The organism is Paenibacillus phytorum, from assembly GCF_013141715.1.
Lineage (GTDB): Bacteria > Bacillota > Bacilli > Paenibacillales > NBRC-103111 > Paenibacillus_E > Paenibacillus_E phytorum.
In genome coordinates, this window is the sequence record NZ_WHOA01000014.1 from 1 (window position 1) to 15,468 (window position 15,468).

Below are 15,468 nucleotides of genomic sequence, written 5' to 3' on the forward strand. Positions count from 1 at the left end.
AACGATTTCTCGTTCGTGTTTACTCACTCGTTGTTCAGTTTTCAAAGATCAATTTCTTTCGTATTTCTTCGCCATCCGTTTAGCGGCGACTTTTATAATATATCACATCTAGGCTACTCAATGCAAGCTTTTTTTATTTTTCTTTTTTTCTTACTTCGCTTACATCTTGGTACTGCGTTGGCTTTCGAATGCGAACCGTTTTTAGCGGCGAGAGTTAATTTATCATAGAATCGCAATCAAAGTCAAGCAATAAAATAAGAATAAAAAAAGAACCAGAATAATACCTGATTCTTCATGGGGTTGGCTCGATTAAACGCTCGTATATCTTAACTCTATTTCTGAATTCTCTTCATCAATGAGAACGGCCACTTCTTTAATCAATCCTTTTTTGACAAGCTTATTCAACAGCAAGGGAAGCTCCGTCTTAAGCTCAACTAACTGAGAATGCTGCTGCAGTTCATCTGTGCTTAAAGGTATTTCATTTTCTCTTAGGATTTGAATAAATGCCTCACAGCAACGCTCCATTTTCGACATGACCGAAAATTCACAAGCGAGTAGAACGAGCTGGACTCTCTGTTTCAACGTTTCTTTACTCATTGTAAGTTCCTCATAGAGCTTATACACGCCAGGATTAATCGCACGGATCTGCCTCCATACGGTGATTTCCGGGTGATAGCCATCTTCGATAATAACAATGCGAGCCCAGTGATGAAGCGCTTCTAGAATATTATTGTAAGCATCGAGCAAATGCTCATCTAAAATGTATTCCTTGCTCTGAAGATATTTACGTAGAAAAAGGGAAAATTCAACAAGTAATTTGTGCTCACGCAAGTCCCCTGGAAACTCGAGTATTCGATGACGCAAGCCTTCTAAATAAGTGTTCTGATCCAGAAGTATCTCCCCTTTTAGCAGCCAGTGAAGGATATTTCGGTTGACGCCATGACGTATCCATTGCTCTATGGAAGATGGATCTATCCATCTTTCTTGTATCCTCGAATCGTCTCTTATATAATTAGTCGTATGATTGTTCAGGCTCAGGTCGTTCGTTACTATAAGAAGTAGCGTATCAAAACCATCCGTCAGTGAAGGAAGTTGCTTAGGATTATCTACCGCCATGACACTAATGATCCTCTGGTCATTTCGGAACTTAAGCAAAAACTGCTCTTTATCGATTCCCATGGGTATCCGAAGCTCCTGTCTCCAAATTGTTTATATCTATTTCTACATCGTAGAAGGAGTTTCCTGCTGATTTCTGTGACAATTCATACAAACATGATAGCAATTGAATGGGGAGGAACAACGCGTGCGTTTCAGATCAAGTAAAGTAAATGAATTCCGCTTATGGGGTCTCGGCATGACCATGGGTGGAATGCTGCTTATGATTATAGGACTAGCGGGCATCGTTTTTGACTGGGGGAAGGCTGGGCGAATCATCGCTGTAGTCTTCATGATCATTGGTATGATAAGTATGATGGTTAGCATGGGTATATACTTCTGGGCAGGGATGCTTTCCACATCAGCAACTGTCATTGATTGTCCGGAATGCGGAAGAAGAACGAAGATGTTAGGGAAGACGGATCGCTGCATGTTTTGCAAAACGATTTTAACAGTTGATCCACAATTCGAACCTACAGCCGAGAACGAAACAGCCGCCACACATACAGTTCAACTCGAATTGGACAGAGCTCACGAACATAAACCTCATTGATTGTAAAAAAGCCGCAACCCTCTTGGGTTCGGCTTTTTGTTTTGTTATTGCTTAGCTTGTTGTAATGTATCCTGAATGACTTTCCACGTTGCCGGTTGTTCAAAACCTCTTCTCCATGAGGCCACTCCTGCTAAATCATACTTCTTCACGAGTTCAAGCCTTGCTTTCATCGATGTTTCATCTTCTAACCAAATACGTATGAGTTTCTCTCCTTCTTTGTACTCCACATAGTTCTGACCTGTTTCAGCTAAGAAAGTAGGTGTTAGTTTCTTATCTTTAATAATCGTCTGGGCGGCTTCCATCGTTAAAGTTTTGGAGGTGACAGTCGCTTTACCATTCTTCGTCTCTTCGGTCCACTGACGCGTATAGAATGGCACACCTAGGACAAGCTTAGATGGTGGCACCTTCTCGCTCCCCAAGAGCTGGGTAACAGAGCGCTCTGCCCACGGCAGCGATGAAACGGAGCCAGATTTGGGGCTAGAAGCCCAGTATTCGTCATATGCCATCAACATCATATAGTCAACAACTTCGGCAAGAGCAGGTCTGTCATAAAACATGGACCACATCTCATTCGTTGATTTCGGTGTTACATCGATGGAAACGGCAAGACCTTGTTCATGCATAAAAGGTGTCAATTCACGGACGAATTGGACCAAATTTTCTTTATCTTTGAGATGCATATTTTCAAAATCAATATTGATGCCCTGCAAATTGTATGTTTGTGCAAAGCCGAGCAATTGTTTAATCATTTTCATACGACGATCATAGGAGGACAGAGCTTGAGACGTTCGATCGGGTTCAAAGCCGTTGCTAAACAACGCCCAGACTTGATAATTGCGCGTTTGCGCCCATTTCACATAGGAAGCGTCGGCCAAGTTCTTAATGCGCCCCTCACCGTCAGCCAGAGAGAACCAGGTAGGGCTAACAACATGTAAGCCGGGCATATCGCCAAGCTTAGAAGTGTCGGGATTCTTCGTAATGACGTGTTCCCAAGTGAGATTTAGTTTACCGTTAAGCGGCTTCCAAGGTACATAAGATGATGCTTGCTCCTGAGCTGGTATAGTTTCTTCATGATCCTCCAAAATATCAGCTTTACGCACAAAGCCTATAGGACCACTCTGCTGCTGTACGCGATACCAATCTCCCTCAACGGCTAGTATCATAACTTGCTCATTGTTTGCGATCGTGGAGACTATCGGTGCTTTTATAGAAGCAAATGTCCGCAGCTCTGCATCTTCGGTACCCACATGCTTCCCCCATTTGACAAGGTCGCCCTTTTTGAATAAAAGAATGGCACCTGACTTCTCGGACTCTCTTATTTCAAAAGGATACAGCTGCCGAAGGGGCTCAATGGGCACGTAAATGTCATTCCCTTTCTTTTCAACAGGAAAAGATAAGGTGATTGGTTTCTCGTTCATTAAAGCTGAAAGCTCCGTAGTCTTTAACCGCAATACTTTATCTTTCGTTGTGATAATAACGGAATCACTGCTTTTTTCATATATAATCGATGGGTCCATCCACTCCTGTATAAGCTCCAAAGGAAGCTTCAGTCCCTCTTTTTCCCCAATCGCGCTTGTCTTATAGTAATTACCTTGATAAAAAACCGGCTTGCTTAACTCGTTATATTCTAGCTCTACCTTCGTCCGGTTCGGCGCTAACTGATGCCATAAGAAAGTAGCTGCTCCCGCGGCAAACATTCCAATACAAAGGCCAAATAATAAGAGAATTCTTTTCGTAGATCTTCTGCGTTTCGGTTGCAGATCTGTAGGTGATGAATGCAAGGGTTCACTTCCTTTATGTGATATATAAAAAGAAAAAACGTGTTCTTACCTCTCTACATCCGAAAGGAAGGATCACGTTTCATTATACATCATAGGTACAGATAATGAGGAATTTTGCTTAAGTTAATGCTTGGTAATCCCTGTACAATCCGGGCAAACGCCATAAACCTCTAGTCGATAACCGCCAACTCGGAAGCCTGTTTGCTCAGCAGCGGTAGTCTCTATATCCGAAAGTGGCGGATACTCAAAATCCGAAATCTTCCCACACATATCGCAAACAGCATGATAATGGTCCGTCATATCCGCATCAAAGCGACTCGAGCTGTCTCCATAAGTCAGTTCCCGAACGAGTCCCGATTCAATAAATACTTTAAGATTATTGTAAACAGTCGCAACGCTCATGTTAGGAAATTTCGATTCAAGAGACTTGTAAATGTCATCTGCTGTCGGATGAGTCATGGAGTCCAGCAAAAAGGATAGAATAGCATGCCGCTGCGGCGTCATCCGAACACCTGTTGTTTTCAACTTAGCTAAAGCCTGTTCTAATTGTGCTGCCATGGTACTCACCACCTGATGTTAGTCATTAAAACCTTACATTATATTGTACGTGTGTTAATTGACTTTTGTCAATGATGGTTGCGCATATAGCACCATATGACTATTTATTTTTACGGGAATCTAGTACATACATAGCCAAACCAGCAAGGACGAGGATAACCGATCCAAAATACGAGCCCATGAGATCAAAGAGCCCTGTGAACCAACGAGGTTTGTTGCTGAGAAGAAAAAACAATACACCAGCCGCAATAAGAATAACACCTAAGTTTGTGCCTTTGATTAGTTTCTGTAAAGGATCTTCATTGTTATAGAGTTCAGCTGCAAATTCCCCAAGCTCATTGCGCCGATTCACATTGTCTGTGGTTTGAAGCGCATCGAATAGATTATAGAAGTAAATGACCGGAATGAACAATGCAAAAAGCGTTACCATAGGTACACTTGTGTCGGACCGAGTAGTGATAGATGTGATAATAAAAATATCGAGAATGAGAAGCATCATAATAAATAGACCACGCTGCATAAGGCCTAAGTAAAAGTGTCCAGTTCCCGGGACAATGAACGATAGAATGCCTGCGACCCATTTGCGCTTCTTAGGAGCTTGATAATAAGGAGCATAGTGTTGAAAAGATGGATTGGGCGAATACTCCGGAATGTGCGGATTGTCTTTGGGTAGATTCACTTAAATACCTCCTATATGATTTACAAAATTCGGGATAAATGTTGGATATAAGTTGTTATCTGAGCAATCCCCGTATCTATATTCATAATTTTGTTGATAATCCCTGATTGCATGAGGAGTACCGTCGCGGCTATTGCAACAAAACTGTTCACCCATTGTTTTCTTTTGCCAACTTGATGATTAATTGGATTCTCAGGAATTTCTGCAGATTGTACCCTGCGCATCACACGCTCCGTCAACATTGGGCTTGGTTCGCTAAGCGGCATCTCGTCCAGCAATTTATTTAGGTATTGCGTGAGCCGCGTGTCTTCCTGATGTTTGGGAATCATGTGCATTCACCTCCAACCATTTTTCTTTTAGCATCGCTTTTCCCCGATAGAGTCTAGTTTCCAACGTTTTCATGGGCAGCCCGGTCACCTCAGACATTTCTTGGTACGAGAGCTGCTTATAATGAAACAAATACATAATTAATCTATACTTGTCTGGCAGTTCGGAAAGCAGAGCCTGCATACGCTCCTGCTCATCCCTGAGCATAGCCATTTCCTCGGGCTGCTCACGGGCATCCGTAAACCAGCCCTTCATTTTATCGAGAAGCGCTTCATAGGGCTTACGTTTCTGCGAACGCCGAAAGTCAGTCACGAGATTCGTCGTCATGCGATAAAGCCAAGTTGTAAACTTCGCATCGCCGCGAAAATGGGCTAATGAACGAAACAGCTTAACGAACACTTCTTGGGTTAAGTCTTCAGCAGTTTCCTTATGCGGGACCATGCGGTATACCAAGGTATAGATGTAACTCTTATGCCGTTCTACCAATACACGGTAAGCATCGGAGTGACCTTGACGGACCTGGTCGATCAGCTGCTCATCCGTCATTTTGTCCATGCCTGACTCCCCCCCCCTTTCTGTTCGTCCAAAAGCTTAGACGCTTCCCATGGGCTGACCCCTTCAATTTTTACTTTTTTCGAGGGTAACGCCGGTAACACCTTGCATTTGATTGATTTCTTCAAGAACCGTCCCAATAATGGACGGCTTAGGAATGGTGACGTGGAATGTAATTTGAACATGATTCGGTTTACTGTCGCTCTCTTGTTCTTCCATTGAGATCTTACGGATGTCAACTTTCTGTTTACCAAGTAGGGTCGTAATAAGTCCAAGTGTCCCCGGTTGATCACTCGCCAGTATTTTGAGAATACGAATTTTCTTGCCGTTAAAATATTTATGCTCCACTTTGTTCAAAATCCATAAGGAGATGAGCACCATGAAACATGCTAGAACAGCTGGATAATAGAAGCCAGCCCCAATGGCAAGGCCGATACCCGCAACTACCCAAAGTGAAGCCGCTGTCGTAAGCCCCGTAATGGATCTCCCGTTAAAGATAATCGTTCCAGCACCTAAGAATCCGATACCGCTAATAACTTGTGCAGCTAAGCGCGAAGGATCAATACGGACATTCACTTCGTTCACAAAGGCACTAAACCCATACATGGAAAGCAACATAACAAGGGCAGAGCCCACACAAACTAAAATATGCGTACGAAGGCCAGCTGCATGACTGCTGACCTCCCTCTCAAACCCGATTAATCCACCTAGAAAAAGTGCCAGAACTAACCGTATCGTAATATGGAGTTGATCAATAACCCAAGGATTGCTCATCGTGTAACCGCTCCCTTTTTTCATACTGATAGTGCCTTGTTTCACACATGATAGCGAGAACCACTGAACATATATTTAGGAGATGATGGCTGGTCGTTCGAAAGTGGTTAAGCTTATTCCCGGAGGAACTGTGAATACTCGACGTACGGCGAAACCGAAACTCTCGTATAACTGAATAGCAGGGAAATTCTCTGTTCCGGTGGATACAATGAAGCGTGTCGCTCCATTTAACTGTTGATCCAATAGTATATGTTGTAAAAGTGACCTAGCAATCCCACGGCGAAAAAAATTCGGATGCACCATCATGCGGCAGATCGTGACCATGCAGCCTTCTCGGGAGTAGGAGATGGCCCCAGCAAGTGTGGGCTCATCATTCTCATGAACGTAAAAGCCATAAAATGTTTCCTCCGCTTCGCGTATAGAGTGGATCCCATCCTTCAGAGGCGGGATGTCATCGAAGCCAATAAGATCAGCTTCCACGCGATAGGAAGCGATCTGTAGAGATAACAGGACTAAGATATCCTCGTTGGTTTCCAATAGAAGTTGTTGAATGGACATGAAGAGTCCTCCCCTCAGTGAGCTACGCCAATCAATTGAAAAAAAGTGGTGTCCATAAACATCGGATCACCACTTCAACTTTAATCATTTACTGTTCAGGCACTCCACAATTAATTTGTTGACGAGTCCTGGATTTGCTTTACCTTTGGTTTCTTTCATAACTTGTCCGACTAAGAAGCCGACGGCTTTTTCCTTGCCGGCTTTGAAATCCGCTACCGATTGTGGACTGTTTTCGACAACCTGCTCAACAATGGCCTTGATAGCACCTTCGTCGCTGATTTGTACAAGCCCCTGCTCTTCAACGATCTTTTGCGGCTCTTTGCCGGATTCGATCATTTCCTTGAACACCGTTTTGGCGATTTTGGTGGAGATTGTGCCTTTCTCAATCAGACCAATCATCTCGCCTAAGCCCTTACCTGTGATTTTCACATCGGCTAGTTCCAGGCTATTCGCGTTCAAATACCCGAGCAGATCGCCCATGATCCAGTTCGAGACCGCTTTGGCATCTTGGGTATATTGCAAGCTCTCTTCGAAGAAATTAGCCATCTTCATGGATGAAGTAATTACATCAGCATCATAGCTCGGTAACCCGTACTCACTGCTGTATCTCGCTTTACGCGCATCAGGCAATTCAGGAATAGAGGCTTTGACGTTAGCTTTCCAAGCATCGTCGATATGCAGGCTGACTAGATCCGGATCTGGGAAATAGCGATAATCATGCGCATCCTCTTTGCCGCGCATGGATAACGTCTTACCTTGTGTTTCATCCCAGCGGCGAGTTTCTTGCTCGACTTCGTCACCACTGCGGAGAATTTCGGCTTGGCGATATTCCTCGTATTCCAGTCCTCTTTGGACGCCACGGAACGAGTTCATGTTCTTCAGTTCGGCTCTCGTGCCGAATTTCTCTTGCCCGAATGGACGCAAGCTGATGTTAGCGTCGCAGCGAAGCGAGCCTTCCTCCATTTTCACATCAGAAACGTCGCAATAGATCATGATCGCTCTGAGCTTCTCCAGATAAGCTCGCGCTTCCTCCGGCGAACGCAGATCAGGCTCGGATACGATTTCAATCAGAGGTGTTCCCGCACGGTTCAAGTCCACAAGAGAGGTGTAACCACCATCAACGTGTGTCAGCTTGCCTGCATCTTCCTCTAGATGAACGCGAGTCACACCAATACGCTTGCTTTCTCCATTCACTTCGATATCAATCCAACCGTTCAAGCCGATCGGCTGATCATATTGCGAAGTTTGGTAGGCGTCCGGTGAATCCGGGTAAAAGTAGTTTTTACGGTCAAATTTACTATGTGTAGAAATCGTACAATTGAGTGCCATAGCGGCTTTCATCGCATATTCGACTGCTTGACGGTTAAGTACCGGAAGTACACCCGGGTGACCTAAACAAACCGGACAAGTATTCGTATTCGGAGGTGCTCCGAATGAGGTTGCACAACCGCAAAATATTTTGGAAGCGGTATGAAGCTCTACGTGAACTTCAAGACCGACTACAGTTTCAAATTGGGTATCTGTTGCCGACAAAATGAATGCCTCCTTCGTTACTCATGAACTATTAACCTACAATTGCGGGCGCTGCTTATGGTGATCTGTATGCTGCTCGAAAGCGTGGGCTACACGCAGAAGGGTAGCTTCATCCAACGCTTTGCCGATGACTTGCAGGCCAACCGGAAGTTCGTTCACGAATCCGCAAGGTACGCTAATCGCAGGAATGCCCGCCAAACTGACCGGAATGGTCATGATATCGTTCAAATACATCGTGAGTGGATCACTGCTTTGCTCACCGATTTTGAAAGCAGGTGTCGGAGCCGTTGGTCCGATGATGATGTCGAATTTCTCGAACACTTGATCAAAATCTTGCTTGATCAGGGTGCGGACTTGTTGTGCTTTCAAATAGTAAGCATCATAGTAGCCTGAGCTTAACGCATAGGTTCCGAGCATGATGCGGCGTTTGACCTCGGGGCCAAAGCCTTCGCTGCGCGACATATGGTACAAGTCCAGCAAGTTGCGAGTGTTGTCCGAACGCACACCGTAGCGCACGCCGTCAAAGCGCGCAAGGTTCGAGGATGCTTCGGAAGAAGCGAGCAAGTAGTAAGTCGCTACGGCATACTCAGAATGAGGCAGCGTCACTTCTTCCCATACAGCGCCTAAGCCTTCAAACACTTTGAGCGCTTCAAGCACTTTCTCTTTGACGGCAGGGTCGATACCATTGCCCATGTATTCTTTGGGTACACCAATGCGCAGACCTTTGATATCACCGGTCAATGCGCTGAGGTAATCAGGGATATCCACTTTCGCAGACGTGGAATCCTTCGGGTCGTAGCCAGCGATGGCTTGCAGCAGGTAGGCAGAGTCTTCAACGTTCTTCGTCAGCGGCCCGATCTGGTCGAGTGAGGACGCGAACGCGACTAAGCCATAGCGGGACACAAGTCCGTACGTCGGCTTCAGCCCGACGATACCGCAGTAAGCGGCAGGCTGGCGAATGGAGCCGCCTGTGTCTGAGCCCAGCGCGAAGTACACTTCGCCTGCAGCTACTGCTGCAGCGGAGCCGCCGCTGGAGCCGCCTGGCACGTAATCCGTGTTCCACGGATTGTGGGACGGATGGAAAGCGGAGTTCTCGTTGGAGCCGCCCATGGCGAATTCATCCATGTTGAGCTTGCCAATCGTAACGGTTTGAGCATCTTTGAGCTTGCTAACCACTGTTGCATCATAGATCGGCGTGAAGTTCGATAAGATTTTGCTTGCACAGGTCGTTTTCAAGCCTTCGGTAACCATGTTATCTTTGATCCCAATCGGAAGGCCGAATAAAGGGCCACGTTCATTGCTGCTCGCGAACTGCTCTTCCAACTTGGCGGCAGCTTGTCTAGCGTTCTCTTCATCTAATGTAAGAAAGGCGCGAACCTTGCTTTCCACTTGTTGAATTCTTGTATAGGATTGATCCACGAGATCGGCAACTTTAAGTTCTTTGCCTTGAAGCTTCGCGTGAATTTGCTGTAGGTTTAAATCAAACAAAGACAACGACAGGCACTTCCTTTCATAATGGTTCTTATTCTAAAACAGCTGGGACTTTGAATTGCCCGTCTTCGTGATCGGGTGCGTTCAGCATCACTTTCTCAATAGGCAGCGATGGTTTCGTGACATCTTCGCGCATGACGTTGACTAACGGCATAGCATGACTAGTCGGAATAACACCTTCGGTATTCAGCTCATTCAGCTGCTCGGCATATTTTAAAATGGCATTTAGCTGTTCAGTAAATAGTTCTTTCTCGTTATCACTCAGGTCGAGTCTAGCCAACTTCGCAACGTGCTCGACATCTGTTTTCGTTATGCTCAAGTTTTCTACACCCCTTTAATTAATCAGCATTTAGTCATTCTTTTCATTATATCCCAGATATTTTACGAACTCAATCCAGAAAAAACCACAAATCAAAAACCACAGCTTTCTTCTTAGCTTGGCTTGGAGGCCATCACTAAAAAGAAGCTGTGGTTGAGTTTGTGGTCAAGAATTATTGGATAAATCCCGTATCCATCGCTTTCGCTTTTTCTTTTAACACGTAATACTTGAGCTTAGCAGCGGCTAAGGTCGTTTCATTCTGACGGACTTTGATTTCGAATTTATTCAGATCATGCTTGGAGATGACGCCAACGCTATAGCGAAACTTCATTTTAGTCAAATCGGCCTGCACATCATTCAAGTTCCGCTGTTCTGTGAGAACGGCTTGATACGCATTTTTGGCATCGTTGTACGTCGCTTGAATTTTCTTGGTTAGTTCAAGCTTGGTTTGCTCATTTTTCTGCCCGTTTATGGCTAGATTAACGCCTTGATACATTTCGCCATACGTGTTCTGGGTAACCGTGTGACCCGTTTCCCATACAGCTTCGTCAATATTATTGCCGGCTGTTTTCATCTGATAAGAAGCCTTCAATAAGGTGGTCGTGTCTGTCTCCGAAATGGGATCCACTGAAATGGACTCGATATCCTTGATGACTAGATTAGGGTCATAGGAAATCCCAATATCCGTCGAAAGCTGCACAAGTCCCAACCGATAGTTATTAAGCAATGTTGCGATATCGTCCTTTTGCTTATTGATGGCTTTCTGCACCGTCTGCACATCGTCAGGTGATGCTAACCCTTGCTGCGCGAAAAGCGTAGCTTTCAGCAGGTCTTTCTCCATCACAACCTGGTATTCATTCATGAAATCAAGCTGCTTCTTCTGGGCTAATAGCTGAACATATTGCGCGATGGTTTGCAGGCGGATGCCCGCCTTAGCTTCATCTGACTGCAGCAGCGAGTTCCGCCCATCCGTTCCGAGCTGATGTGCTGCTGTGCTCATTTGCGCACGTTGGGAGGATATGATTTTATTCATGCCGCCAGCGAGAGCTCCCATCCCCTGCATCATCTGGTTCATCGCATTATTTTGCATGACGGTCCAGGCGATATCAGTTGGGTCTTTTAAATTAGGCAGCTGTGGATTCCCCGTGTTGGTCACCTCGGCCGGAGTGCTCGGCAAATGACCGGGCGTCATCGAGGCCGAACCCATTTCGTTCATTTGCTGTTCCAGATCGCCCTTTTTACTGCCTTGAGCTGCGTATTTTAGCGTTAGCAAGGCAAGGTTATGGGAATCTTTCAGTGCTTTATCCAGTACATATGTCAAATCTACGGAAGATACGGTTTCCAGAATGTCTACGTTGACGTATACATTTTGAGTTGGATCTTGGGCATTATCGGCGAATACGAGAGCTTGCGTTGTGCTTGAAAGGAGTAACAGGGCTGCAGATAAACTTATGAGCGTTTTTTTCAAAAAAATCGCTTCCTTCCTCTTCGGTTATAACGTGATATTCGATCCGGATGACAGCGCAGTTCGTGTGCCCGCAGCGGCATCTTTTGATTTCTTTTTAGAGAAAATAATGAATCGAGTTAGCAACATAGCAATGAAATAAGTGAGTGCACCAGTCAAAATCAATGAAACGCAATCATGCCAAATGACGGCAAAGTCATTTCCTTTAACAAATACGTTGCGCACGCCATCTAAAAAATAAGTAAGCGGAAGCATATGCCCGACCACCTGCAGCACTTTAGGCATGGCTTCGAATGGCCAAGTGAACCCCGATAGCATGAAGGAAGGCACCGCAATTAACATCGCAGTTTGCGTCGCCCCGAGCTGATTGCTCGAGAACAAGCTGATTAGATAACCGATACCGCTGACGGCAAAAGTAAAGCTCACAACGATGGCCAAGCCGACAAGCAAACTGCCGCTCATAGGTGCACCAAAGGCATACAAAGCGATGACAAAGGTAACGGCTGTGTTAAAGAAATTGATTAAAAAATAAGGAGCTGTCTTCGCGTAAGCAATGCGCCACGGATTTCTTCTCCATGCCTCGAACCGCTGCCACGTCCCAGCATCTTTCTCGCGAGTAATGGTTAGAGCAATACCAAGGAAAAGAACTTGCTGCAAAATCGCACCAACTAGCCCGTACAGCATAAAGTCACTATAGTTGAAAGCTGAATTGTACATAATGCGATATCGGAATGGAATCGGAGAAAGGGTGTTCATCACTTCTTCGTTCTGAAGTCCTTGTTTTAGTTGGAGCTTTTTTTGTGAGTAACCCATGCTGAAGGTTGAGATGACTTCGTTGGCACCTTTGGTTGCCGAGTTCGAAATCATCATGTTACTGCCGTCGATCAGTGTAAGCAGCGGCAGCGTTTCGCCATGTTTCAGCTTCGCTTCGAAATTAGAGGGTATGACGAGGCCTACCTTGGCCTCTCCTGATGAAAGCGCCCGCTTCACATCTTCCTCCGAGTGATATTCCTTCTTGATCTGGAACGTTTCACTCTGCTCGAAGGCTTGAATAATTTGACGACTAAGTGGACTTTGGTCTTCATCGATAACAACAGTGGCCATTTCGGTCACTTTATGGTGTAAGTAAATCGATCCGAACAGTACCGTATAAAGAATCGGAACGAAGAACAAGATCAGAAAAAGACGTCGGTCCTTCAGAATGTGCTTCCATTCTTCTGTAATTAGCTTGCCAATCTGAAGATCCATCTCCTTCATCATCCTTCCGTTTTACCGTTCCATTGCAAGGTCATCCCTGTTGTTGCTGTGTCCGGCAATGTGTTCAGTTCGATTTTGATCCCAAACGAACGAATATCCGTTTCGCCTGAGGTTTGTGTCGCTTTCTTGATTGCGAAATCCGGCGCAGCCGCGACAGTTTTAACGGTACCAACGACTTTCTCGCCCGTTGACAGCATGGTCATACTGATGTTGTTGCCTACTTTCAGTCCTGCTATAGACGTTTCCGGCATGTAAAACTTAGCCCAACGTTTCTCTGCTGATTCGATCGAGAGTACAGGGAATCCGGATCCAACAAGCTCGCCCACTTGTGCGGATTGCATAAGAATGGTCCCATCGATTGGTGCAACCAACTCTGTGTAGCTCAAGTAAGTCTCCGCTTCCAGCTGAGCCGCTTTCGCTTGCTGTTCACCGGATTGCGCGGATTGAATTGCACCTTGAGCTTGCTGCACAGCCGCAGCTGCTGCCGCTACATCGCCTTGTCTCACTTGCACGTTTCCACGATTAGCTTCAGCCAGCTTCAAGGACGCTTGCGCTTGGGCTAGCAAAGCTTCCGCTCCGCGAATTTCTTCCTCACGGGGTCCTTGATTCGCCATGTTTAGCTGCTGCTGTGCCAGATCGCGTTTCGTTTTCGCTTCTTCGTAGCTCACCTTCACTTTATCCACGTCAGCCTGAGCAACAAGTCCTTGCTCCAGCATCGCTTTCATCCGATTCAAGTTTTGCTCAGCAATGGTGTATACTTCGGAAGCCGCTTGGAACTGAATCTCAGCTTGCTTCTTCTCCTCCGGACGCGCCCCATTATGCAGCCCATCAACTTTGGCCTGTGCCGCGCTAACAGCCGCTTTGGCCTGTTCGACTTGCTGTTCGGCCGTATCAGCCGTCACGTTGACACCTGCAATGCCCTGCTGCTTCTTCGCTTGAGCGGTCGCGGTAGCTCCTTGCGCCTCAGCGATTTTGCCTTGAGCGAGCGCGACAGCAGCTTTGGCCTGCTCGACTTTAGCTTCAATCTCGGTGCTTTGCAGACGGGCCAGAACTTGCCCTTTTTTCACGACATCCCCTTCTTTCACAAGGATTTCGGTAACTCTTCCGCCCACTTTGAAGCTGGCGCTCACTTCGTTCGATTCAATATAGGCCGTAGGATGCAGTTGGTTAACTGTATCTGTTTGGCTAGTTGCCTGTTTGGTTGTTAAAAGAAATGCACTCGTTCCGATGACAATCGCCATCGCGGAATAAACCATTGGTCTAATAAAACGCATAATTACCCCTCCAAGAAATAAAAAAATTACTGAATCAGAAAGTTATCAAAATACAACTGCAGTGTGCTCATAATCCGCTCGTCAGTTAATGGGACGTTCTGCTTCTGCTTCTCCCAATCGAAAACTAAAGCGACATACAGCTTGAATAAAATAAAAGCTGTCATTTTCGGGTCACAGCTCTTCATCGTGCCGTTATGTATCGCGCGTTCCATATGTTCACTCATGAACTGGATCACTTCTGTTTCGATACTGGCCATCGCTTCGATCGTTACCGGACTGCCAAATTGTTGAACCTCGTGAGCCAATTGGATGAGCAGCTCATGCTCTTTGCGAAAAACGAGAACCCCATAAATCGCACTATGAATTTTCTCGAAGGGTGTTGCTCCCTCTGCAATAGCTTTATCGGCGACTGCCTTCATTTCGGCAATTAACGACTGTACAATTTCATGCAATAGCTCTTCCTTATTCGCGAAAAACGTATAGATCGTCGCTTTACCGACACCGGCTATTTTGGCGATTTGATCCATCGTTGTACCTTTGTACCCAAAAAGTGAAAAAGATTTCTTCGCCGATTCCATAATTAACAATTTTTTGGCATCCATTTGCGCACCTCAGAACTAGAATACTAAAATAGTTTTATGTTCGGATATTAATGTACCACCATTTCATGATTTTAGCAACCCAAAAACCATGATTCTCAAGCAGCTTCTTTTGTATACATAATCACACTAATAAAACAAAACCCGCACTAGTGAGCACTAGGCGGGTTTTGGTGTTTGATGAAACATGTATTAAATCCAGGCCTTCAGGCCGATTTGTTTAATGAAATCTTCGGTTGATTGAACATCTTTGTCTCGTTCTACTTCCTGTTGTCCACTTGGCTCACCATTCATAATTTTACGAAACAGTTCTTCATTCTTCGTTGCTAGCGCGAAATCAATTAACGCTTCTCTCTCGACTTGATCTGCCTGCTGATGGAGAAGAACTTCTTCAAGCTCGATATCTGACGCAGGTACGTAATAGTGTTTATTATCCTTGGGGACACGAATGACGTAGTCGAAAATGTTATCGTTATTCCGGTCGTAAGCAATAATATATCCATACCCGCCTATTGGCAGATTCTGTTCTAAACTATCGGCAATTACTATTATTTTCTCACCAAGACGAAGCATCCTGAATTCCCCCCACCTAT

Annotated in this window: 17 protein-coding genes; 1 reads left to right on the top strand and 16 read right to left on the bottom strand. The window is 45.4% G+C overall.

The window, feature by feature from the left end:
- Nucleotides 1–309 precede the first annotated feature (309 nt).
- A complete protein-coding gene (locus tag GC098_RS02450; protein ID WP_171640642.1) occupies nucleotides 310–1,179 on the bottom strand; it encodes a nucleotidyltransferase-like protein in 870 nt (289 codons plus the stop codon).
- A 124-nt stretch (nucleotides 1,180–1,303) separates the two neighbouring features.
- Here GC098_RS02450 and GC098_RS02455 point away from each other — a divergent pair, with 124 nt between their 5' ends.
- Nucleotides 1,304–1,708, top strand: a complete 405-nt coding sequence (locus GC098_RS02455; RefSeq protein ID WP_171640644.1) for a DUF2614 family zinc ribbon-containing protein — start codon at nucleotides 1,304–1,306, stop codon at nucleotides 1,706–1,708.
- Between the two features lie 44 nt (nucleotides 1,709–1,752).
- On the opposite strand, the gene GC098_RS02460 is transcribed toward GC098_RS02455, so the two are convergent.
- The 15 genes from GC098_RS02460 to GC098_RS02530 form a co-directional block, all read right to left on the bottom strand.
- Entirely contained in the window at nucleotides 1,753–3,405 is a 1,653-nt protein-coding gene (locus tag GC098_RS02460) for a glycosyl hydrolase family 18 protein (protein WP_171640646.1), read from the bottom strand.
- A 207-nt stretch (nucleotides 3,406–3,612) separates the two neighbouring features.
- A complete protein-coding gene (perR, locus tag GC098_RS02465) occupies nucleotides 3,613–4,047 on the bottom strand; it encodes a peroxide-responsive transcriptional repressor PerR (protein WP_171640648.1) in 435 nt (144 codons plus the stop codon).
- A gap of 100 nt (nucleotides 4,048–4,147) precedes the next feature.
- Nucleotides 4,148–4,726 carry a DUF6677 family protein gene (locus GC098_RS02470; protein ID WP_171640650.1) on the bottom strand — a complete coding sequence of 193 codons (579 nt, stop codon included), beginning with the start codon at nucleotides 4,724–4,726 and terminating at the stop codon, nucleotides 4,148–4,150.
- A gap of 20 nt (nucleotides 4,727–4,746) precedes the next feature.
- Nucleotides 4,747–5,055: a hypothetical protein gene (locus GC098_RS02475; RefSeq protein ID WP_171640652.1), complete on the bottom strand. Its 309-nt coding sequence runs from the start codon at nucleotides 5,053–5,055 to the stop codon at nucleotides 4,747–4,749.
- Complete coding sequence (locus GC098_RS02480) at nucleotides 5,006–5,608, bottom strand: RNA polymerase sigma factor (RefSeq protein ID WP_171640654.1); 603 nt, start codon at nucleotides 5,606–5,608, stop codon at nucleotides 5,006–5,008. Before GC098_RS02480 ends, GC098_RS02475 begins: the two co-directional genes overlap by 50 nt.
- 63 nt (nucleotides 5,609–5,671) lie before the next feature.
- Complete coding sequence (locus GC098_RS02485) at nucleotides 5,672–6,379, bottom strand: MgtC/SapB family protein (protein ID WP_171640656.1); 708 nt, start codon at nucleotides 6,377–6,379, stop codon at nucleotides 5,672–5,674.
- Between the two features lie 75 nt (nucleotides 6,380–6,454).
- Nucleotides 6,455–6,937 (bottom strand): GNAT family N-acetyltransferase, encoded by a 483-nt coding sequence (locus GC098_RS02490; RefSeq protein ID WP_171640658.1) that lies wholly within the window; start codon nucleotides 6,935–6,937, stop codon nucleotides 6,455–6,457.
- An 84-nt stretch (nucleotides 6,938–7,021) separates the two neighbouring features.
- Nucleotides 7,022–8,473: an Asp-tRNA(Asn)/Glu-tRNA(Gln) amidotransferase subunit GatB gene (gene gatB, locus GC098_RS02495; RefSeq protein WP_171640710.1), complete on the bottom strand. Its 1,452-nt coding sequence runs from the start codon at nucleotides 8,471–8,473 to the stop codon at nucleotides 7,022–7,024.
- A 33-nt stretch (nucleotides 8,474–8,506) separates the two neighbouring features.
- Nucleotides 8,507–9,964: an Asp-tRNA(Asn)/Glu-tRNA(Gln) amidotransferase subunit GatA gene (gene gatA, locus GC098_RS02500; RefSeq protein WP_171640660.1), complete on the bottom strand. Its 1,458-nt coding sequence runs from the start codon at nucleotides 9,962–9,964 to the stop codon at nucleotides 8,507–8,509.
- 28 nt (nucleotides 9,965–9,992) lie between these two features.
- The gene (gene gatC / locus GC098_RS02505; RefSeq protein WP_057305138.1) at nucleotides 9,993–10,280 is read right to left on the bottom strand and encodes an Asp-tRNA(Asn)/Glu-tRNA(Gln) amidotransferase subunit GatC; all 288 of its coding nucleotides are present in this window, start codon (nucleotides 10,278–10,280) and stop codon (nucleotides 9,993–9,995) included.
- 172 nt (nucleotides 10,281–10,452) lie between these two features.
- Nucleotides 10,453–11,748: a TolC family protein gene (locus GC098_RS02510; RefSeq protein ID WP_171640662.1), complete on the bottom strand. Its 1,296-nt coding sequence runs from the start codon at nucleotides 11,746–11,748 to the stop codon at nucleotides 10,453–10,455.
- A 24-nt stretch (nucleotides 11,749–11,772) separates the two neighbouring features.
- Nucleotides 11,773–12,993, bottom strand: a complete 1,221-nt coding sequence (locus tag GC098_RS02515) for an ABC transporter permease (protein WP_246358383.1) — start codon at nucleotides 12,991–12,993, stop codon at nucleotides 11,773–11,775.
- A gap of 8 nt (nucleotides 12,994–13,001) precedes the next feature.
- Nucleotides 13,002–14,276, bottom strand: a complete 1,275-nt coding sequence (locus GC098_RS02520) for an HlyD family secretion protein (protein ID WP_171640666.1) — start codon at nucleotides 14,274–14,276, stop codon at nucleotides 13,002–13,004.
- Nucleotides 14,277–14,302: 26 nt separating this feature from the next.
- The gene (locus tag GC098_RS02525; protein WP_171640668.1) at nucleotides 14,303–14,878 is read right to left on the bottom strand and encodes a TetR/AcrR family transcriptional regulator; all 576 of its coding nucleotides are present in this window, start codon (nucleotides 14,876–14,878) and stop codon (nucleotides 14,303–14,305) included.
- Nucleotides 14,879–15,067: 189 nt separating this feature from the next.
- On the bottom strand, nucleotides 15,068–15,448 hold the full coding sequence (locus GC098_RS02530; RefSeq protein WP_171640670.1) for an ATPase: 381 nt from the start codon (nucleotides 15,446–15,448) through the stop codon (nucleotides 15,068–15,070).
- Between the last annotated feature and the right edge of the window lie 20 nt (nucleotides 15,449–15,468).

What these genes read in the sequence shown, in the direction of transcription:
- GC098_RS02480 (WP_171640654.1), bottom strand. Translation starts at nt 5,608, where the DNA reads ATGGACAAAATGACGGATGAGCAGCTGATCGACCAGGTCCGTCAAGGT.
- GC098_RS02450 (WP_171640642.1), bottom strand. Translation starts at nt 1,179, where the DNA reads ATGGGAATCGATAAAGAGCAGTTTTTGCTTAAGTTCCGAAATGACCAG.
- GC098_RS02520 (WP_171640666.1), bottom strand. Translation starts at nt 14,276, where the DNA reads ATGCGTTTTATTAGACCAATGGTTTATTCCGCGATGGCGATTGTCATC.
- GC098_RS02460 (WP_171640646.1), bottom strand. Translation starts at nt 3,405, where the DNA reads ATGTTTGCCGCGGGAGCAGCTACTTTCTTATGGCATCAGTTAGCGCCG.
- GC098_RS02490 (WP_171640658.1), bottom strand. Translation starts at nt 6,937, where the DNA reads ATGTCCATTCAACAACTTCTATTGGAAACCAACGAGGATATCTTAGTC.
- GC098_RS02530 (WP_171640670.1), bottom strand. Translation starts at nt 15,448, where the DNA reads ATGCTTCGTCTTGGTGAGAAAATAATAGTAATTGCCGATAGTTTAGAA.
- perR (WP_171640648.1), bottom strand. Translation starts at nt 4,047, where the DNA reads ATGGCAGCACAATTAGAACAGGCTTTAGCTAAGTTGAAAACAACAGGT.
- GC098_RS02475 (WP_171640652.1), bottom strand. Translation starts at nt 5,055, where the DNA reads ATGATTCCCAAACATCAGGAAGACACGCGGCTCACGCAATACCTAAAT.
- GC098_RS02485 (WP_171640656.1), bottom strand. Translation starts at nt 6,379, where the DNA reads ATGAGCAATCCTTGGGTTATTGATCAACTCCATATTACGATACGGTTA.
- GC098_RS02525 (WP_171640668.1), bottom strand. Translation starts at nt 14,878, where the DNA reads ATGGATGCCAAAAAATTGTTAATTATGGAATCGGCGAAGAAATCTTTT.
- GC098_RS02515 (WP_246358383.1), bottom strand. Translation starts at nt 12,993, where the DNA reads ATGGATCTTCAGATTGGCAAGCTAATTACAGAAGAATGGAAGCACATT.